Source organism: Amycolatopsis roodepoortensis (genome assembly GCF_014873915.1).
Taxonomy (GTDB): Bacteria; Actinomycetota; Actinomycetes; order Mycobacteriales; family Pseudonocardiaceae; genus Amycolatopsis; species Amycolatopsis roodepoortensis.
The window spans coordinates 1,053,705-1,074,320 of record NZ_JADBEJ010000001.1 but is presented as its reverse complement, the minus strand read 5'-3'; the positions used below and the strand labels follow the sequence as shown (position 1 = coordinate 1,074,320).

Below are 20,616 nucleotides of genomic sequence, written 5' to 3'. Positions count from 1 at the left end.
TCAGGCACCGGCCTCGACGGACTTGAGGACGGCGAACCCGTCGTCGATGATCTTCTCCAGGCGGGCGATCTGGTCCGCGGTGGGCTCGACCAGCGGCGGCCGGACCGTGCCGACCTTGTCACCCCGCAGGCGCGCGGCGGCCTTGACCAGCGACACGGCGAAGCCCTTCCCTTCGTCCCGCAGCGCCACGAGCGGCAGGTAGAAGCCGGCGAGCAGCGCCTCCATGACGGCGTCGTCGTTCTCCGCGAGCGCGCGGTGGAAGCGGGCCGCGATCTCGGGAGCGAAGCAGTGCACGGCCGAGGAGTACCGCGCGACGCCTACCGCGGCGTAGGCGCGCGCGGAGACCTCCGCCGTCGGGAGACCGTTGAAGAACAGGAAATCCTTGGCCCGGTCGGTGCCGGCGGAGCGGATCGTGGTGATGATCCGGCTCATGAGCTCGACGTCGCCGAAGCCGTCCTTGATGCCGACCACCGACGGGATGCCGAGCAGGTCGACGGCCGAGTCCGGGGTGAAAACGCCGGTGGAACGGTGGTAGACGATCACCGGGATCGAGGAGTCCCCGACGGCGTACCGCACGTGGTCGACCAGGCCGGACGGCGGACCGGTGACCAGGTACGGCGGCAGGAGGAGGACGCCGTCCGCGCCGCCCGCCTCCGCCGCCGCGATCCCGGCGCGGGCCGACGCCGCTCCTCCGCCCGCGCCGACCCACACGGGCACCCGCCCGGCGACGACCTCACGAGCCTTGCGCAGGATCGCTGCGTGCTCGTCCGGGGACAGCGAGCTGAATTCGCCCGTGCCGCAGGCGACGAACAGCGCGCCGGCTCCGGCGGCCACGTGGCTCTCGACGGTTTCCGCGAACGCGTCGAGGTTCAGTTCCAGCCCCTCGGTGAAGGGGGTCAGGGGGAACGCCAGTAGGCCGTCGAGTTCGATCTTGCGCTCTGCCATGGATTTCTCTTTCGTTCTTTGTGGATGGTCCCGGGTACGGGCCCGGTCAGGCGGGCACGGTGGTGCCGTCCTGCGACTTGGTGGGGGTGACGTCGTCGTCGCGGTCGATCGTGTCGATGATCTCGTCGGTGGCGGCCGTGCGCTCGGGCATGAGGAAGCCGAGCCCGATGAACAGCCCCAGCGAGACCAGGATCGGGGTGGACACGGTGACCGCGAGGGTGGCCTTGAAGCCGTAGTAGGCGATCGCGTAGGCGATGAGACCGCCCGCCCACGAGACCAGCGCCGCGCGGGAGCCGGATCGGCGGAACCACGGGAGCATGCCGAGCAGCAGCGGTACCGAGATCGGGCCCATCAGAGCCGCGACCCAGAGCACCACGATCCCGAGCACACCGCCGAGTTTGGGCGCCTGCGTGGCGACCGCCATGGTCAGCACGATGAAGATCGCGGTCGTGATGCGGGCGGCCAGCAGGCCCTGCGCCTCGGTCCACCGGCGGGTCTTCTTGATCAGCACCGGCAGCATGTCACGCGTGATGACCGCGGAGATCGCGTTCGCGTCGGACGACACCATCGCCATCGTGTGGGAGAAGATGCCCGCCAGCACCAGCCCGATCAGGCCCGGCGGCAGGAACGTCGTCGTCATGATCGCGTAGGCGTTGTCCGGGTTCTCGATGTTCGGGATCAGCAATGGGGCCGCGAACATCGGGAACATCATGAACAGCGGCCACACCAGGTACAGGATCGAGGAGAGCCGCGCGCCCCGGCGTGCCGCGTGCGTGTCCGGCGCGGCCATGTAGCGCTGCGCCAGGTTCCACATACCGCCGTTGTACTCCAGGGTTTTCACCAGCACGTAGACGAGCAACACGATGGTGGTGAACTTCGACGTGGTCGGGTTGAGGTGGCTCGGCGGGAGGTCGCCCCACATCGTCCACAGACCGGAGACGCCGCCGAGTTTGCCCAGCACCACCCAGAGCATGGCGATGGCCGCGATCGCCTGGATCACGAACTGGCCGAAGTCGGTGAGCGCGTCGGCCCAAAGACCGCCGACGGTGCAGTAGACCAGCGTGACCGAGCCGGTGATGATGATGCCCCAGGTGTAGTCCACCCCGGCGAAGACGTTGAGGATCGTGGCGATCGCGAACCACTTCGCCGCGATGTCGAAGATCTTCAGCAGGCTGCCGCTCCACGCGAGCGCCTGCTGCGTCGGGACGTTGAACCGCCGCGCTAGGTACTCGAGCGGGGAGGCCACCCCCAGCTTCGACCGGAGCCTGTTCCACCGGGCGGCGAACAGCCAGCTGCCGATACCGACGCCGATGCCGATACTGGCCATGCCCCAGAAGTAGACGGTGATCCCGCTCGTGTAGGCCACGCCCGCGTAGGCGACGAACAGCACCGCGCTGTAGCCGGACATATGGTGCGAGATCCCGGTCAGCCACCAGGGCATTCGCCCCCCGGCGGTGAAGAAGTCCTTCACATCGTGGATCCGCTTGTGCGACCACCAGCCGATCACGACCATCAACGCGAAATACGCGCAGACCATCGCCCAGTCGAGTACGTGCACCGTTGACTCCTTTCCGCGTTCACGAAGGCCCAGCCCGACCTGTTCACATCCATGAACGGAGTCTGTTATAGTGATTATGTTCATCCATAAGAACGCTGTTCGGGACGCTAATATGGCCGGAGTCACAAGTCAACGGCCGGATGGAGGAGCGCGGATGCCACAGCAGGAAGCCGCTGTCACCGTGGCGAACGGCGCGCCCGCCGCCGAACCCGCCGGGGTCAAATCGGCCCGGCGGGCGATCGACCTCATCGAGACCTTCGCCGCGAACGACGTGTGGCTTTCCCTGTCGGATCTCCACGCGCGCACCGGTTTCCCCCGGTCGAGCCTGCACGGGCTGCTCCGCACCCTGCTCGAAGCAGGCTGGCTGGAGGTGGACCCGAACACCGCCCGCTACCGCCTCGGCGTCCGCGCGCTGATCTGCGGCACGGCGTATCTGGACCGCGACCCGATCGTCCCGTACGCGACCGAGGCGCTGGAGCGGATCCGGGAGAAGACCGGCTACACCGCGCATTTCGCGCGCCGCGAAGGCACCGACGTCGTCTACCTGGAGACGCGCGAGTCCCGGCACTCGACGCATCTCGTCTCCCGCGTCGGCCGCACGCTGCCCACCCACGCGACCGCGCTGGGGAAGGCGTTACTGGCCGAACTGACGCACGACGAGATCGACGGGCTCTTGACCGGAGAGCTGTCGGCGCTCACCCCGAACACCATCACCACCGTCGAGGCGCTGCACGCCGAATGCGCGACGACCCGCGAACGCGGCTATGCCTCGGAAGTCGAGGAAGGCAGCCTCGGCGTGCGCTGCGTCGCGGCCGTGATCCCGTATCGCATCCCCGGCACCGACGCGATCAGCTGCTCCATGCCGGTCACCGAAGTCACCGACGCCGACGCCCGGCGCGTCGGCGAGCTCCTCGCCGAAATCACCGCGGAACTCGGCCAGCAACTGCGCCGCGCCGGCATCCGCTGATCATCCCGCACTTCCTTCACTGACAAGGGGTTCACATGGCAGAGCAGCGCGTCCTGATCACCGGCTCGGCGGGTATCGTCGGCACCCTGATGCGCCCGCGGCTGCGCCGTCCCGGCCGGGTGCTGCGACTGCTCGACCTGGCCGCGCAGCCCGAAGCCGCGGGCGGCGAGGACGTCGAGCTGATCACCGCTTCCGTGACCGACCCGGAGGCGATGGCGGAGGCCTGCGCCGGCGTCGACGCGCTGATCCACCTCGGCGGGCACAGCCGCGAGAACTCGTGGGAAGCCACCCTCGACGTCAACATCAACGGCACGCACACCGTCCTCGAAGCCGCACGGGCCGCCGGTGTGCCGCGCGTGATCCTGGCTTCCAGCAACCATTCCGTCGGCTTCCGCCGCAACGACGAAGCGGGCGAGAACGGCCTCCCCGCCGACTCCACGCCCCGGCCCGACACCTACTACGGCGTCAGCAAGGCGGCCATCGAAGCACTCGGGAGCCTGTACCACTCGCGGTTCGGCATGGACGTGATCGTCATCCGGATCGGCTCCTGCTTCGAAAGCCCGCTCGTCCTCGGCCCGCGCGGCCTGACGACCTGGCTCTCCCCCGACGACGGCGCGCGCCTGTTCGAGGCCTGCCTGAGCTACCCCTCCCCCGGCTACCGGCTGGTCTGGGGCGTCTCGGACAACACGCGACGGGTCTACTCACTCGCCGAAGCCGAGGCCCTGGGCTACAAGTCGCTCGACAACGCGGAGACCTACGCCGACCAGCTGGCGGACATGCCCGCGCCGACCGGGATCGCGGCGGAGTACGTCGGCGGGCCGTTCTGCACCGCGCCGCTGGGGGCGCACAACCCGCTCTGAGGTCTCGGCTCACGTTGGGTGACGGGTGTGTGGAAATAGGGACGTTGAATGTCCCTGTTTCCACACACCCCTCTCCCGATCAACCGGTCAGAAGCTCCCCGAGACGGCGCGCGAGGTCTGCCAGGTCGTCTTCGGGGATGTCCAGGTAACCGCGCGCCGGGTCGAACAGCGCGGTCTGCTGCTGGTCGTAGGGGACGCCGGGCGGCAGAGGTGCGAGATGCCAGTGAACGTGCCTGTTGGCTTGTTGACTGCCCAACGACAGCACGTACAGCCGTTCGATCGAGAGCAGAGCGCTCAAGGCGCTGCCCGCACGGTGCACGACCCGCTGGATGGCCGAGTACTCATCGACGGTGAAGTCGCTGACGACGTGCTCGCGATGCTCGACCGGGGCCACGAGGAAGTGCCCGAAGACGACGGGAAAACGGCTGGCGAAGACGACGGCGTCGGCGTCCCGGTACGCGACGTGATGAGGGTATTCGGGGTTGCCGGCGAGGAGTTCGCAGACGAAGCAGGCCCGGCGGGCGAGGTCGAGGTAGGCGTCGGCCTGCCACGGAACACGATCGGTCATGCCGCCCAGGTGTACCCCACCTTCGTCCTTCCCTGAACCCACCACGTGGAGCATTGCCACCGCATAGGATCACCCCGGCGCGGTCCGGACGTCACGACCTCCGGCGGAAGAGCTGTGGAAGGCAGGCATGTCAACCTTTACGTTCGCGAGCATCGACGTCATCCCGCGGGTATTGCAGCTCGTGGTGGGCCTGCTCGGCTTGATCCTTTCGATCAAAGCCCGCTCCCGCGGAGTCTCCGGCCTGATGGTGGGAGCCTTCGTGCTCATGCTCGTCGCGACGGCGGCGGGCATCATCTGGCGGTTCGTGTCGGTCAACGTGCCGTCCTGGGCCTCGTCCGGCGGCCTTTCCGTCGACGAGATCCAGTGGATCTTCATGGGTGTCGGCATCCCGCTCGACGCTGTCGCGCTGCTCTCCTGGCTCCTGGTCGCCATCGCGGTCGCCAAGAGCGGAAATCCGTCTCGGCAGCAGCCCGGCTTCGCACCCAACCCGGGGCCGGTCAACTACCCGATGACGCCACAGCCCGGGTTCCAGCCGCCGCAGCCCGGCTACCCGCAGTCCAACCCGCCGACTCAGCAGCCGCCGAGCTGAGAGCGCGGCATGGCGCGCCTGATCCACCTCAACGGCCTCTCGCGCGTGGGAAAGTCGACTCTCGCCCGCCGCTACGCCAACGAGCACCCCGGAACTCTCGCGCTGGATCTGGACGTACTCGCGGGGTTGATCGGCGGATGGCAGGAGAACTTCTTCGCGGCCTTGGAGCTGGCCCGTGGCCACGGGCGGGAGTTGGCCACGCGGCACCTGCGCCAGGGTTACGACGTGATCCTCCCGCAACTGGTGACCGTTCATGACCGCGATCCGGATCCGGCCTTCGAGGCGGCGGCGCGCGCAGCTGGAGCCACCTATATCGAAGTGGCCCTCCTCGTCGACGACCGCGAGCATCTACGGCGCGTGCGCGACAAGCGTCCGATCAACGCTGTCGAGGCGCGGCTCCAAGCGATGCTGGAAGATCCCGATTCCGACCTGATCGACAGGATCCGCGGTCACCTCGACGAGTATCTGGCCAAGCGCCCGCACGCGATCCGGCTCGACACGACCAACATCGGGGAAGACGAGTCATACGCGCGACTCCTGAAAGCACTGCGCATTGAGACGTCCATCCCGTTGCACAAGGCGGCATTTCATGGCCCGCACGGGCGAAGTCACCCACTTTCGGCGCCGTGACCTGCGCCAATCCAGCTACAGCCGCAGAACACGTCCACGAAGCACCCTTTCTGTTGCATGGCACAGAATTTCGTGCCCCCATGAGCGCCCCGATAGCTTCGAATTCATGGAATGGAGCTTTCAGCCGGCCGAAGAAATCATTACCGCGTTGCGCGCCGGCGCGGTGACATCGGCGGAATTGACCGACGAGGCGATCGCCCGGATCGAGCGCGACGACAAGGTGATCAACGCGATCTGCGTGTCGGACTTCGACCGCGCGCGGGCCGCCGCGCACCGTGCCGACCAGGCACGCGCGCGTGGTGAGGACAAGCCGCTGCTCGGCGTCCCCGTGACGGTCAAGGAGTCGTACGACATGGCCGGGCTGCCCACGACGTGGGGCATGCCGCCGCACCGCGACCACCTTCCCGCCGAGGACGCGGTTCAGGTGTCGCGGCTCAAGGCCGCGGGCGCGGTGGTGCTCGGCAAGACCAATGTCCCGTTGGGACTGCAGGACATCCAGACCTTCAACGAGATCTACGGCACCACCGTCAATCCGTGGGATCACAGCCGTACGCCGGGCGGGTCCTCCGGTGGATCGGCGGCGGCACTGGCGTCCGGGTTCGGGGCGCTGTCCATCGGCTCGGACCTCGCCGGCTCCCTGCGCACGCCCGCGCATTTCTGCGGCGTCTACGCGCACAAGCCGACGCTCGGACTGGCGGCCGTCCGCGGCATGGTCCCGCCGTCCGAGCCCGCCTTCCCGTCCGACCCCGACCTCGCCGTCGTCGGCCCGATGGCGCGTACCGCGCGCGACCTCGCGCTCCTGCTCGACGTGATGGCCGGACCGGACCCGCTGACGTACGGCGTGGCGCATCAAACGGCAATGCCGCCCGCCCGCCACGAGCGGCTCCGCGATTTCCGGGTCCTGGTCGTCGACGACCATCCGCTCATTCCGACCGGGGCCGCCGTGCGGGCGGGCGTACGCCGGGTGGCCGACGCGCTCGGCGGCGGCGGCGCCCACGTCGCGTGGCACAGTCCGCTGCTGCCCGATCTGGCCGAGGCCGCGAAGCTCTACATGGAGTTGCTGATTTCGGGCTCTGTAGCGCGTTTCCCCATCGAATCACTCGAGCAGCTGCGGGCCGACGCGGACGACAAGAGCCTTGACGCCGTCCGGCTGGACGCCATGATGTTCAGCCACAGCGACTGGATGGAGGCGGACAAGCGCCGGGAGGTCCACCGCCACGGCTGGCGGCGGCTGTTCGCCGAGTTCGACGCCGTGGTGTGCCCGATCACGCCGACTCCCGCGTTCCCGCACGACCACCATCCCAATCCGATGGAACGGCACATCGACATCGACGGCGTCGAGTACCCGTACTTCGATCAGCTCGTCTGGGCGGGTCTTGCCACCATGCCCGGCCTGCCGGCCACCGCCATACCGGCGGGCCGGTCTCCTGAGGGCCTGCCAGTCGGCGTGCAGCTCATCGGTCCGATATTCGAAGACCGCACCCCGTTGCGACTGGCCGAACTGCTCGAACGGGAGATCGGCGGCTTCCAAGCACCAGGCGGCGGCGTGCGATAGGTTGCCGGCCATGACCCATCTCGGTCACGTCGTCTGGCCACCCGCCCCGATCAAGACCGAGCGGCTCGTCCTCCGCGGGTCCGAAGCCCGTGACCGCTCGGCGTTCATCGAGCTCTTCGCCTCGCCAGAGGTGGGCACGTACATCGGCGGCGCTCGACCGCGTGAGGAGCTCGAGCGGACGAGCCCCGCGATTCCGGGCCGGCGACCGGGACTGTTCGTCATCGAGCTCGACGGGTCGCTGATCGGCATGATCACGCTCGATCAGCGTGACGCGGAGCGCCCCGGGCATATCCGTCCGGATGCCGGGGAGACCGAACTCGGGTACCTGCTTTTGCCGCGGGCATGGGGACGCGGGTACGCCGCCGAGGCCTGCGCGGCGGCACTCGACTGGTTCGCTGACGCGCTTCCCGACGAACCGGTGGTGCTCTGCACGCAGACCGCCAACGAAGGCTCGATGCGCCTCGCGGCGAAGCTCGGGTTCACTGAAGTGGACCGGTTCGAGGAGTACGGCGCGGAGCAATGGTTCGGTGTCCGGTACCCGCCTTCCCACTGAGCGCACGGACCTCGTGAGTGGTGAGGACGCTTCTGCTGGCTCCAGGCCCGGGGGTGTCGCGAAAGCCACTTTCGGGACATCAGACGTCACGAAAGTGGCTTTCGCGACATGCTCGCCACGGCGATACCGTGCCTGGCCATGGCCGACGTTGCGAAAGCCACTTTCGCAACCCCCGGCAGTACAGGTGAGCTCCGAAAACGCGACCGCCGTTGGCTAGAACCGTCCTCACCACTCACGAGGCGGAAATCGTGTTCAGCCCACCGCGATCGACTGGAACGTCACGGGGAGCCGCGGCGGTCCGGTCCCGTCGCCCGGCCCCTTCGAATCGTCCACGCCACCGCGCGCGACCTTGTCCAGCGTCTGAAGACCGGCGTCCGAGATGCTCCCGAACACGGTGTACTCCGGCGGCAGCTCGGCTTCTCCGTAGACCATGAAGAATTGGCTGCCGCCCGAGTTCGGCTCCTGCCTCTTCGCCATGGCGAGAATGCCCCGCCCGTACCTCAGCCCCGAGAAGACCTCGTCCGGAATGGTGTATCCCGGACCGCCCATTCCGGAACCTTCAGGGTCGCCGCACTGGAGCATCTGCAGGCTAGAGGTACCGAGCCGGTGACACGAGGTTCCGTCAAAGTAACCCTGCTGTGCCAGCGAGAGGAAGTTCGCCACGGTGCACGGCGCGAGCCCGCGGTCCAGCGTCAGCCCGATGTCACCGGCGGTCGTCTTGACCGTGACCTCCGACGTGCCGGACGCCGGGGTCGGGCCCGCCGCGGGCGGGTTCGCCTTCTTCGGCACCGAACCGGTGGAATCCGCCGGGTACGCGCAGTCCGTCGGATCCGCCAGCGGCGTGCTCCGCTTCGGCATCGGAACCCTGTTCGAAGGGATGTTCACCGGGCTCTGCGTCGTCGTGTCCTCGGAGCTGGACGTCGGAGCCGGCGAGGACGAAGACGACACGGCCGCGCTCGTGTCCTTCGAGTCCGGCAGGAAGTACCCCGACACCACGAAGCCGATGCTCGCCACGACGGCGACGATCACGACGAGTCCCAGCGCACCCAGGCCCACCCAGAGCACCGTCTTGTTCGACGACGGCGGCGGCTGTTGCGGCGCGCCGTACCAGCCTTGCTGCTGGTACGGCTGCTGCGGATAGGGCTGCTGGTACTGCGGCTGGGGTTGCTGCCCCTGCGGAGCCCCGGGGTCGGGCGCCTCGCCTTCGGGCTCGCCCGGCTGCGGTGGCTGGGACATCTGTGCTCCTGTCGTCCGGAAGAAGTACAGGAACACTCTCGCGTATCGCCGCTCACGCCGTCACGGCATCCCCCATGGTGCGCTGGTCCCGTTCGACGGGACGGGCCGGATCTCGAGGTCCGGCCGGTCGCCCGCGCGGTACACGACCGCCTCCTCCCCACGCCGCAGGTCGACGTGGACGTCGCCGTTCGGCGACCGCCGCCAGCGTTTCGGCCGCCCCCACCGGTCGCGGACGGTCAGCTCCCCGTCCATGTCCGTCCGCAGCACGCACGGCGCCCCCGCCTCGCTGGTGACCTTGACCCAGCGGGTCTTCCCCGCCTGCCTCGAAGCGCTGAGCAGGAACGCTCCCTCCGTGCGGAAGTCGCGCAACGCGGCGTCGGCCCAGGCGGCGGGCACGGCCGGAAACAGCCGGATCACCCCGCCCCAGCTCTGCACGAGCATGTCGTGCAGCGACTGCGCGGCCGAGAGCGGCGTCTCGATCACCGGGCCGGATTCCTTGTACATCGTGTTCGGCTGGATGTAGCGCCGCTGCAGTTCGCCGAGGTAGAACGCCGCCTTGTCGCCGCGCAGCATCTGCGCCGACATCGACGCGGCGCCGGTGAACGTGTAGCCCTGCAACGCGCCTTCGAAGCCCACCCAGTGGTCGAGCGAGGTCTCGATGATCCGCCGATGCTCCGTGCGCTCCCAGGTGATCTCGTACAGCGGGTAGATCTGCAGCAGATGCGAATAGTGCCGGTGCGATTTCGCGAACGGCACCCCCGCGCCGATCATGTAACCGTTGGCGTCGGCCGGATACGGGACCAGCGTGGCCAGCACCTCCCGCCACCGCCCGGCGAGCGTGTCGTCGAGGCGCAGTTCCGCCGCCGACTCCAGCAGGGTCTTGCAACCCCAGCGGATCAACGCGAGGTCGTAGTTGCAGTCCGGCGCGTTCACGCCGTACTCCGGGGAGAACGTCGCCGGCAGATGCAGTTTCCCGTCCGGCCCAGGCGCCAGGAAGTGGAGGTAAAAGTTGATCGCCTTGCGCAGCAACGGGAACAGGGTGTCCCGCAGGAGGCGCCGGTCCATCGTGTGCCGATAGGACAGCCAGACATTGTGCAGTGCCCAGGTGAGATTGCCGACCTCCGGAGTCGGCGTCTCCTTGCCCGGGATACCCACCGGGAACCCCGCGTTCGTCCCGACCGCGCCGTTGAGCAGGGTCATGTCGGTCGTGCGCGGGATACCCGCCGAATCGTGCTGGTAGGGCTCGGCGACCTGGCTCGTCAGGTTCGCCCGGAACTTGCCGAGCGCGTGGCTCACCGCGTCCAGTTCGAGGTGATTGGACCCGTGGATGAGCCAGTACTCCAGCTGGACGTTGAGGTTCCACCAGGTCGCGGGCCACGGCGTCGGCTCCAGCCACGGTCCGCAGGTCGCCATCACCGGCGCTTCCCGGCGCGCGGCGGAGGCGATCTTGTACAGCTGGATCCAGTAGAAGCTCTGGAGCCGGGTGTCCGGAACGGACAGGAAACCGTGCCGATAGTAGTCGTGCCACCAGCGACGATGTCCGGCAGTCAGCGCGGAGAACGGCTCGGCCCGGCGGACCGTCTTCAACGCCTCTCGCGCGGCCGTCCGCTTCGGGAACGACCACGCCACCGACGTGTACAGCGTCCGCTTCGATCCGCGGTCGACCTCGCGCCACGCCGTGACGTGCTCCCCGCCGGACAACAACGTCTGCACGGAAAGCCTGGCGTCGCCGCTGCTTTCCAGAGTCGCGGGCGGGTTGGCCACATACCCGGCGGGCGGCTTCCCGAACTTCGGATCGGTTCTCGGGCTCACCGCCTCGGCCGGATGGAAGACCCACTCGAAGCCGCGCTCCCCCTCGGACGGCTCGATCTCGACGGCCAGCAGTGACTGTCCGGTGTGGACGATCGCGCGCAGCGAGAGACTGCCCGCGGCCGTGGTGATCGTGCCCCTGAGTTCGGCGTTCCAGAGGTCCATCCGCCAGTCGATCCTGGTGATGGCGCCGACAGGTTCGAGGGTGAAGTACCCGATCGGCAGTCGCGCGAGCCCGAACAGGGAGCCGAACTCCGGCCGGTGATCCTGCACCTCGCTGTGCTGGACGTTGAACCGGACGGCGTTCCGGCCCGGTTCGGCGTAGATGCCCGAGCCGAGGAAACCGTTGCCAAGGAAGGGGCCTTCGTACCAGGTCTTCGGCATGCGGTGCCAGATCAGGTCGGCCGCGCCGAGGAAGCCGGGCCAGTCGATTCCGCCGAGCGCGAAGTCATTCTCCACGGCCGAAGCCGGCGGCGCGAACCCGGCCGCCGCCACGCCCGCCAAGGCCCCGCCGAGCACTGTCCTGCGAGTGATGTCCATCTTCAGACCCCCCATGCCGGAGTTCCGCGATCCCCAGGAACGTCCCGTGGCGCCAGCACCGGACGTGTGCCGCGCCGGGTGACGACGGCCGTCCCGCCGCGGCCGAGCGGGATCGAGATCGTGCCGGGGCTCGCGTGCCGCCAAGGAAGCCGCCGTCCGCGCCCGTCGCGCACCTCGATGTCACCGGGGATCCCGTGCCGCAGCGTGAGCGGCTCCCCCGCCTCGCTGTGGACGCGGATCCATTCGGTCGCGCCGTTCGCGCGGGATGCGTCCACGAGGAAGGCGCCCTCCGCTCGCAAGCTCTCGAAGGAGGCATCCGGCCAAGTCGACGAGACCGACGGGAAGACCTTGAGCACTCCGTGATCGCCCTGCAGCAGCATGTCCACTATGGACTGAGCGGCGGTGATGGGACTTTCGATCGCGAAGTTCGCGCCCTCGCGGTACATCGTGTTCGGCGTCAGCTGTGTGTTGGCCACGACGGTCCCGTCGAGGAAGATCTTCAGATACCGCAGGGCTTCCTCCGGCGCGTCCATCACGGAGCTCATCGACGACGCCGCCGCGAAACTGTAGCCGTGCCATTTGGCCTGCGCGCCGGACCAGTGCGCGAAAGTGCGGCGCATGATGTCCCGGTCGCCGGGACGGTCCCAGAGTTTCTCCCGCAACGGATAGAGCCAGAGCAGATGAGAGAAGTGCCGGTGTGAGTCGGCCAGCGGGACACCGTCGCCGATCAGCACGCCCTGCGCGGGATCCTGGTGGTACGGCACCAGTTTCTCGCCGATCTCCCGCCACGCCGGTACCCGCGGGTCGTCGATCCTCAGCTTGGCCGCCGATTCGACGAGGGTGCGCGCGGCCCAGCGGATCAACGAGAGGTCGTAGGTGCAGTCGGCCGCGTCGGCGTACTCGGGTGACCTCGTCATCGGCAGGTGCAAGGCGCCGTCCGGGCCGGTGGCGAGGAAGTGGCGGTAGTAGTTGAGCGCCTTGGCGAGCGTCGGATACAGCACGTTGCGCAGGACGCGGACGTCCATACTGTGCCGGTACGCCAGCCAGACGTTGTGCAGGCCCCAGATCAGGTTGCCGGTCTGGTCGTTCTTGGTGGCGGGACCGGGGATCCCGACCGCGCGGGTGCCGCCGGGCCGCAGCCGCCAGTCCCCCGGGTGCGAAAGGGCGTACGTGTCACCGTCCCGGTAAGCGGGAGGGACCGAGAGTTCGAGGTTGGCGTGGTCGCGGCGGAACGTCGCGGTGACGGCGTCGAGTTCGGGATGGTTGCTGCTGTTGACGATCGGGTACGTGACCTGGACGTTGAGGTTCCACCACACCGCCGTCCAGCTGTTGCCGGCCTCCGGGAACCACGGCCCCCATTCGGCGACGACCGGTCCGTTCGCGCGGGTGGCGCAGGCGGTCTTGTACAGCTGGATCCAGTAGAACCGCTGGATCCGTTTGTCCGGAACGGATACGAAGCTGCGGCGGTAGAAGGCGTTCCACCAGCGCCGATGGCCGGCGACGAGCCCGTCCGGGTGCACCGCCGACGCCCGGTGGACCCTCCTGATCGCCTCGGCGGTGTGGGTCGGCTCGGGGAACGCGTACGCGACCGTCGCTACCAGGAGTCGTCTCGTGCCGATCCTCCGCTCACGCCACGCCGTCGTGTACCCGCCGCCCGCGTGGAGCGGCTGCTCGCAGTACCGGACCTCGCCCGCACTGGCGAGCGTCGGATCGGGATTGGCCGTGTACTCGGGCGGTTTGCGGATCGTCCTGGTCGTCGCCGATACGAGCGGCGTGAACCCCCATTCCGCGGACGCCTCCCCGGTGAGCGAGACGAGGAGGAGGTCCTGGTCGTTGTGGACCAGCGCGGAGAACCGCACCGAACCCCGGGTGGTGGTGATCGTGCCGCCCATTTCGGCGTTGTACAGGTCCAGGTGCCAGTCCACCGCGGTGATCGCGCCCTCGAAGGTGAGGGTGAGGTAGCCGATCGGGAGCCGCGAGTACCCGATGGCCGCTTCCCATTGCCCTCGCTGATCCTGGACCTGGGAATGGCCGAGCATCACCTTGAGGACGTTCGGCCGCGCGTCCGCGTAGAACTGCACGCCGAGGAAGCCGTTGGCGAGGAACGGGCCCTCCTGCCAGTTCTTCGGCATCCGCTTCCAGACCATGCGCGCGTCGTCGACGATCCGGCGGTGGACGTCCTGTCCGGCGAGCGCCGGCGGAACCCCCTGAGCCCACAGCCCACCGAGCGCGGCCGCCCCCGCCGTGACCCTCAGCATCGATCGTCTGGACAGCTCGGCCATGGGTCGCCTCCAGATTCATACTACGTTTACCGCAGCTCAAGTTTCTGGCGACCGGCATGTTTCCAGAAATAGTCGAGCTTTGGCCAGGGCACTCACCCGGAAAGCCGTAGATACATCCGATCTTTTGGTCAGGAAGCGAGGTAGGCGCGAGTGGCTTCAGGCGACGCGTGCCCGAGCATCGCGGCGACGTCGTCGAGATCGACCCCGGCCCGGAGGAGGTTGACGGCAAAGGTCTTGCGCAGCGTTCGCGCCGACAACCCCGGCAGGCCGATCAGGAATCCGAAGATGACCACGAGGCTGTTGACGGTGGCAGGCGGCACAGGACGACCGCAGGTGTCGCTGAGGAAGAAGGTCGGCCCTTCGTCGACACGCTCCCGAAGGTAGGCATCCAGCAGCGGCCGGAGCTCGGGTGGAATCGGGACCGTACGCTGCCGCGGTCCACGGACGATCACCGCGTCGGCCGACACGTCCCGCAGAGCCAGCGCGGACAGCTCGGTGGCTCGAAGACCCGCGTAGTACAGAAGATGCAGGATCGCCGCGTACCTGAGCGGCAGCAGGTGCACCGCCGCCGACAGCAGCTCGCCCAGTTCGTCGTCGCTCAACGGCGACAAGGTTTCCGCCTCGAAGACCCTTCGCTCGTCCGTCATGGCGAGCTTCCCCTGGACGAGTGCCCCGAGCGTGACCCCGGCCGACTTCTGCCACCGCTGCGGCCGGGTCTTGAGCAAGCTCTCGATGTCCGCGGGGCCCCGCGCGCCGTTGAGCACCTGCTGCTCACGATGCCGGTTCGCCCGGTTCACCCGCCGCTTGTGGCGCGGGATGTTCTTGCGTGAGGACTTGTCGTTCTCGCCGTAGCGGTTGCGGCGATCCTTGGCGTAGCTCAGCCGCTTCTTCTCCTGCGGACTCTTCCTTCCCATCGCCCCTCCCCAGGCTTCGACAGGGAGACGGTAGCGAGGCGTCCTGGTCGCGGCCCACCGATTTACCGGCAGGTGGGCCATCGCGGAGCAGAACCACTGCCGCTCCCAGGGCACGCGAGTCAGACGGACGGCAGAGGGGGCAGCGCCGGAGCGTCCAGCCAAGCATCGAAGAAAGACCCCAGCGAGCGACCAGCGAAGCGTTCCGCGAGCGCGACGAAAGCCGCGGTGGTCACCAGACCGTGCCGGTTCTCCACCGCCCACGCCTTCACCATCGGGAAGAACACCGCGTCGCCGACGGTACGACGCAAGGCGTGCAACAGAAGGCCGCCGCGTTTGTACACGCGCTCGTCGAACATCCGCGCCACGCCGGGGTCGGAGAGCCGCAGGTCCGCGGGTTTCGCCTTCGTCCGCGCGTGCCAGATCTTCGCCCACTCGTCCGCGCTCTGTTCGCCGGATTCCTCGGACCAGAGCCATTCCGCGTAGGTCGCGAAGCCTTCGTTGAGCCAGATGTGCCGCCAGTCGGCGACGGTCAGGCTGTTGCCGAACCACTGGTGTGCCAGTTCGTGCACGACGAGCCGTTCGTGGGTGCGCCGCCCGTCGACGTGGTTGGCGCCGAAGATCGACATGCCCTGCGCTTCGATTGGGTCGTCGAGGTCGTCGTCGGTGACGACGACGACGTACTCGCCGAAGGGGTACGGCCCGTACAGCCGTTGCAGTGAATCCATGATCCGGCCCTGCCGCCCGAAATCACGCGCGAACGCCCGGCGCAGGCGCGGCGGCACGGCGGCCCGTTGCGGGACGGAGGTGACCACGGAGCCGCCGTCGAGGTTGATCCGGAACGCCTCGACGGATGGTTGCGAGAACCAGCCGGGCTGGGGGCCGGAGACGAGCTCGACGTCGTCATACCGTCCTATTTGGACACTCATCAGGTACGTCGGCGTCGGCTCGGGCCGTTCGAAGACCCATTTCGTGGTGCTTGCGCGTTCGTGTCGCGCCACCAGGTTCCCGGTGACGGCGACGAGATACGGCGACGACGTCGTCAGCGCGACCCGATAGGTCGCCTTGTCCGACGGGTGGTCGTTGCACGGGAACCACGACGGCGCCCCGACCGGCTGGCTCGCGACGAGCGAACCGTCGGTCAGTTCGTCCCAGCCGATGTCGCCCCACAGCCCGGGCAGGGGCCGCGGATTGCCGACGTAGTGGACCTCCACCAGGAACTCGCTGCCGAGCGCCAACGACTTCGCCGGCTTCACCTGCAGTTTGTGCGCGCGCCGCAGGTACTTGGCCGGTTTCCCGTTGACCAGCACCCGGTTGATCCGGAACTCGCCGAAGTCGAGCGTGAACCGCGACAGCGCCTGCGTCGCCTCCGCGGTGATGGCCGCGGAGGCCGACAGCCGGTTGGGACCGATCTTGTAGTCCAGCTCCAGATCGTAGTGCCGGACCCGGTAACCGCCGTTACCGTGACGGGGCAGATAGGAGTCGCCGGAGGTGTCCGCGCCGGGCGAGGGCTGCGCGGAGGCCTTCGAAATCACCCGCGAAAGACCCCCAGTCCCTACTTCGTCCAGGCCGAGATGGGATTCCCCAGCCAGCGCGAGTCGGCGGGAACCGCGTCGCCCCGGGTCACCAGGGAGCCCGGTCCGACGGTCGTCCGCGCGCCGATGCTCGCGCCAGGCAGCACGATACCGTGCGGCCCGAGCGTCGCTCCCTCGTCCAGGGTCACCGGCGACATCGTCATGATCCGGTCGTGGAACAGGTGCGTCTGCACGACACAGCCGCGGTTGATCGTCGCGCCGTCGCCGAGGCGCACCAGGTCCGACTCGGGCAGCCAGTACGTCTCCAGCCACACGCCGCGGCCGATCTCGACGCCCATGGTCCGCAGCCACGCGGGCAGCAGCGGCGTGCCGCCGAGCGAGCCGATCAGCCACGGGACAGCGAGCGCCTCGACGAAGGTGTCGGCGAGTTCGTTGCGCCAGACGAAGGAGCTCCACAGCGGGTGGTCGACCGCGCGGAACCGGCCGACCAGCAGCCACTTCATCGCGGTGGCGGTCAGCGCGGCGACGGCACCGGCGGCGAGCAGCAGCGGCCCGCCGAGCAGCACCGCGACCAAGAACCCGAAGGACGACGCCAGCGCGAAGATCCCGGCGGCCACCAGCACGGTCAGCGCGACACCGCACATCACCGGCACGATGCGGCACAGTTCGACGAGCGCACGCGCCGCCTTCAGCCGCAGCGGAGGGGTGTACGTGCGGCTCGTGTCGGCCTCGCCGACCGACCGGCGGACCGGCAGCGGCGGCATCCCGAGGTACGACGAGCCCTTCTTCGCCTTGAGCGGGGCCGACGACAGCACGCCGACCAGACCGCGTTTCGGCACCGAACGTCCCGGCGCGGCCATCCCCGAGTTGCCGAGGAACGCCTGCTTGCCGATCCGCGCCGGCGCGACGTGCAGCCAGCCGTGGCCGAGTTCGTAGGTGGCGACCATGGTGTCGTCCGCGAGGAACGCGCCACTGTCCACCTGGGTCATCTTCGGCAGCGCGAGGACGGTGGACGCCTCGACGTTGCGGCCGACCTTCGCCCCGAGCATCCGGAGCCACACCGGGGTGAACAGGCTGGCGTACAAAGGGAACAGCCCCTCACGCGCCATGCCCATCAGCCGCTCGGTCGCCCAGACCTGCCACGCGACCCGCCCGTGCACGGGGTGGTAGCCCTCGACCATGCCGATGCTCAGCGAACGGACGCCGACGAGCACGAGCAGGGCGTAGGACAGGAAGTACGCGACGGTCGCGAGCGGCGTGAACAGCAGCGCCTGCCCGAGCGCGGCGCCTAGCGAAGCCGTCCCCGCGATCGCGTAGCCGAGCACCGCGACGGCGGGCAGGGCGGCGACGGCGGGCAAAAGACCGAGGGCGACCGAGGTCGCGCCGTAGACCGAAGCCCAGAACCGCGAGCGCGGCGGGCGGCTCGACGGCCACTTCAGCGCGTCCTTGCTGGCACGGGCCGCGGGGGCACCGGCCCAGCGCTGTCCGGCGGGCACACTGCCGCGGACGGTCGAGCCGGCCGCGATCTCCGCGCCCTTGCCGATCCGGGCGCCGGGGAACAGCGTGCTGCGCGCGCCGATCCGCGCGTCGGCGCCGATCCGGATCTTGCCGATGTGCACGAGATCGCCGTCCACCCAGTGCCCGGTCAGGTCGACCTCGGGTTCGATGGCGGCACCACGGCCGAGCTTCAGCATGCCGGTGACCGGCGGCGGGGAATGCAGATCGACGTCCTTCGCGATCCGTGCGCCGAGAGCCTTGGCGTACGTCGTCATCCAGGAAGCGCCCGCGACACTGTCCGCACCGCTGAACTCGGCGAGCTTCTCCGCCGTCCACAGTCGCAAGTGGACACTCCCGCCACGCGGGTAACTGCCGGGGCGGACCCCGCGCAGCAGCAGCCGCGAACCGGTCGCGGAGATCGCGATCCGGCCCGCCGGGCTGAACAGCACGATCCAGGCGGCGGCGATCCACGCCCAGTGCAGCGTCGGAGCCCAGGCGAAACCGGCCAGCGACAGCACGTTCGACAGCGTCGCGGCGATGGTCGTCCAGCGCAGGCCGACCAGGCCCATCAGCGGGACCATCAGCAGCGACTGGATGATCCCGGCCTTGCGCGGGGTGGGCGCGATGTCGCGCCGTTCGGTCTTCTCGCCGCTCAGCGCGTCCAGCATCGACGCGAGCGCGCCGAGCTTCGGGTTGGCGTAGATGTCGCTCACCGACACCTGCGGGTGACGGGTGCGGATCCGCGCGATCAGCTGCGCGGCGGTCAGGCTTCCGCCGCCGTTGGTGAAGAAGTCGGCCTTCGGGTTGTCGACCGAGACGCCGAGGATCTCCGCCCAGCCTTCGGCGAGCCAGCTCTCCGTCGGGGACAGGCCGGATTTCGCGGCGTCCACAGTGGACAGCGGCCAGGGCAGCGCGTTGCGGTCGACCTTGCCGGAGGTGCGCGTCGGCAGGTCGTCGATCAGCGCCAGCAACGGGACGAGCGCGGCCGGCAGCTGCTCGCGCAGCCGGGTCGCGGCCTCGTCGTGGTCGAACTCGACACCTTCGGCGGGCACGACGTACCCGACGAGCACCTGGTTTCCCGCCTTGGTGCGGCGGACCGCGGCGGCGGCGCCCTGAACCCCGGGCAGCGCCTGGAGCGCGGCGTCGACCTCGCCGAGTTCGATCCGGCGGCCGCCGAGCTTGACCTGCTCGTCGAGACGGCCGAGGAACAGCAGGCCCTCGGCTTCGGCGCGGACCATGTCACCGCTGCGGTACGCGCGGCGCCAGCCCAGCGAGGGCAGCGGCGCGAACTTCTCGGCGTCCTTCTCGGGGTCCAGGTAGCGGGCCAGGCCGACGCCGCCGATGACCAGCTCGCCGGTCTCCCCCATCGCGACCGGTTCACCCGCCTCGTTGACGACGGCAAGCTGCCAGCCCACCAGCGGCAGGCCGATGCGGACCGGGCCTTCCCCGGTCATCTGCGCGGCGCAGGCGACGACGGTGGCCTCGGTCGGGCCGTAGGTGTTCCAGACTTCGCGGCCTTCGACGGCGACGCGTTCGGCCAGCTCCGGCGGGCACGCTTCGCCGCCGAAGATCAGCAGGCGGACGTCTTCCAGCGCGTCGGCGGGCCACAGCGCGGCCAGCGTCGGCACGGTCGAGACCACGGTGATGCCCTGCGCGACCAGCCACGGGCCGAGGTCGACGCCGGTGCGCACGAGCGAACGCGGCGCCGGGACCAGGCAGGCGCCGTGCCGCCAGGCGAGCCACATCTCTTCGCACGACGCGTCGAACGCGACGGACAACCCGGCGAGCACGCGGTCCCCGGGGCCGATCGGCTCCTCGGTGAGGAACAGCTGTGCTTCGGCGTCGACGAACGCGGCGGCCGAGGCGTGTGAGACCGCGACGCCCTTCGGCTTACCGGTCGAACCGGAGGTGAAGATGATCCAGGCGTCGTCGTTCGGCGCGGGCGAGCCTTCGACACCGCTCGGCGAGCCGAGGACGGTGATCGCGCCGCCATCGGTGACGACCGCGGCGACGTCGGCCTCGCCGAAGACCAGCTCGGCGCGCTCGTCCGGGTCGTCCGCGTCGACCGGCACATAGGCGGCGCCGACGGACAGGATGGCGAGGATCGCGACGTAGAGTTCCGCGGTGCCGGAGGAGATCCGGACGCCGACCCGGTCGCCGACGCCGACGCCGTTGGCGGTCAGCTTGCGGCCGTAGGCGTCGATCTCCTCGACGAGCTTGCGGTAGGACAGCGTGGTCTCGCCGTCGTCGATCGCACCCGCGTTGGGGTGGCGGGCGGCGGTCTCGGCGAGGATGTCGAGCAGGGTGCGCTCACCGGCGCCGAGTCCGGACCAGAACAGGGCACGGTCGGCGACGGGGGCGGCAGAGGGAGCGACGGTGACGTCCGCGACGCAGGCGATCGGTCGCGAGTCGGCGGTCAAGGTCATCGGGAGATCACCACGGGCACGGCAGAACCATGGGCGCGCAAGCCCATCACACACCTTTCGCGAAGTGCGTCATTCGGGCTCGCTCTCCGAATGAGGCGCCCGCTAGCAGACCAATGACTTTACCGCAGGTGAACGACATATCTCGGCAGGGTCTC

15 protein-coding genes are annotated in these 20,616 nt (G+C 69.1%); 6 read left to right on the top strand and 9 right to left on the bottom strand.

What is annotated here, in order from left to right; genetic code table 11:
- Entirely contained in the window at positions 1-945 is a 945-nt protein-coding gene (locus tag H4W30_RS05120) for a 5-dehydro-4-deoxyglucarate dehydratase (protein WP_192741715.1), read from the bottom strand.
- A gap of 46 nt (positions 946-991) precedes the next feature.
- Positions 992-2,503, bottom strand: coding sequence for a sodium:solute symporter family protein (locus H4W30_RS05115; protein WP_192741714.1), 1,512 nt, complete (start codon positions 2,501-2,503; stop codon positions 992-994).
- A 154-nt stretch (positions 2,504-2,657) separates the two neighbouring features.
- Here H4W30_RS05115 and H4W30_RS05110 point away from each other — a divergent pair, with 154 nt between their 5' ends.
- Complete coding sequence (locus H4W30_RS05110) at positions 2,658-3,470, top strand: IclR family transcriptional regulator (RefSeq protein ID WP_192741713.1); 813 nt, start codon at positions 2,658-2,660, stop codon at positions 3,468-3,470.
- A gap of 35 nt (positions 3,471-3,505) precedes the next feature.
- On the top strand, positions 3,506-4,330 hold the full coding sequence (locus H4W30_RS05105) for an NAD-dependent epimerase/dehydratase family protein (protein ID WP_192741712.1): 825 nt from the start codon (positions 3,506-3,508) through the stop codon (positions 4,328-4,330).
- Between the two features lie 79 nt (positions 4,331-4,409).
- Here the strand turns inward: H4W30_RS05105 and H4W30_RS05100 are convergent, their stop codons facing one another.
- Complete coding sequence (locus H4W30_RS05100) at positions 4,410-4,898, bottom strand: HIT family protein (protein ID WP_192741711.1); 489 nt, start codon at positions 4,896-4,898, stop codon at positions 4,410-4,412.
- 127 nt (positions 4,899-5,025) lie between these two features.
- Between H4W30_RS05100 and H4W30_RS05095 the strand changes: the two genes are divergently transcribed.
- From H4W30_RS05095 to H4W30_RS05080, 4 genes are all read left to right on the top strand, one after another.
- The gene (locus tag H4W30_RS05095) at positions 5,026-5,487 is read left to right on the top strand and encodes a hypothetical protein (RefSeq protein WP_192741710.1); all 462 of its coding nucleotides are present in this window, start codon (positions 5,026-5,028) and stop codon (positions 5,485-5,487) included.
- 9 nt (positions 5,488-5,496) lie between these two features.
- Positions 5,497-6,117, top strand: coding sequence for an AAA family ATPase (locus H4W30_RS05090; RefSeq protein ID WP_192741709.1), 621 nt, complete (start codon positions 5,497-5,499; stop codon positions 6,115-6,117).
- A gap of 106 nt (positions 6,118-6,223) precedes the next feature.
- Complete coding sequence (locus tag H4W30_RS05085; RefSeq protein ID WP_192741708.1) at positions 6,224-7,672, top strand: amidase; 1,449 nt, start codon at positions 6,224-6,226, stop codon at positions 7,670-7,672.
- 10 nt (positions 7,673-7,682) lie between these two features.
- Entirely contained in the window at positions 7,683-8,225 is a 543-nt protein-coding gene (locus H4W30_RS05080) for a GNAT family N-acetyltransferase (protein WP_192741707.1), read from the top strand.
- A gap of 252 nt (positions 8,226-8,477) precedes the next feature.
- Here the strand turns inward: H4W30_RS05080 and H4W30_RS05075 are convergent, their stop codons facing one another.
- From H4W30_RS05075 to H4W30_RS05050, 6 genes are all read right to left on the bottom strand, one after another.
- Positions 8,478-9,461, bottom strand: a complete 984-nt coding sequence (locus H4W30_RS05075; RefSeq protein ID WP_192741706.1) for a peptidylprolyl isomerase — start codon at positions 9,459-9,461, stop codon at positions 8,478-8,480.
- A 60-nt stretch (positions 9,462-9,521) separates the two neighbouring features.
- Positions 9,522-11,810 (bottom strand): glycosyl hydrolase family 95 catalytic domain-containing protein, encoded by a 2,289-nt coding sequence (locus tag H4W30_RS05070; protein WP_192741705.1) that lies wholly within the window; start codon positions 11,808-11,810, stop codon positions 9,522-9,524.
- 2 nt (positions 11,811-11,812) lie between these two features.
- Positions 11,813-14,092, bottom strand: coding sequence for a glycosyl hydrolase family 95 catalytic domain-containing protein (locus tag H4W30_RS05065; protein WP_192741704.1), 2,280 nt, complete (start codon positions 14,090-14,092; stop codon positions 11,813-11,815).
- A gap of 128 nt (positions 14,093-14,220) precedes the next feature.
- Positions 14,221-15,006, bottom strand: a complete 786-nt coding sequence (locus tag H4W30_RS05060) for a tyrosine-type recombinase/integrase (protein ID WP_192741703.1) — start codon at positions 15,004-15,006, stop codon at positions 14,221-14,223.
- Positions 15,007-15,125: 119 nt separating this feature from the next.
- Positions 15,126-16,538, bottom strand: a complete 1,413-nt coding sequence (locus tag H4W30_RS05055) for a M1 family metallopeptidase (protein WP_192741702.1) — start codon at positions 16,536-16,538, stop codon at positions 15,126-15,128.
- 20 nt (positions 16,539-16,558) lie between these two features.
- Entirely contained in the window at positions 16,559-20,461 is a 3,903-nt protein-coding gene (locus H4W30_RS05050; protein WP_192741701.1) for a Pls/PosA family non-ribosomal peptide synthetase, read from the bottom strand.
- Positions 20,462-20,616 lie beyond the last annotated feature (155 nt).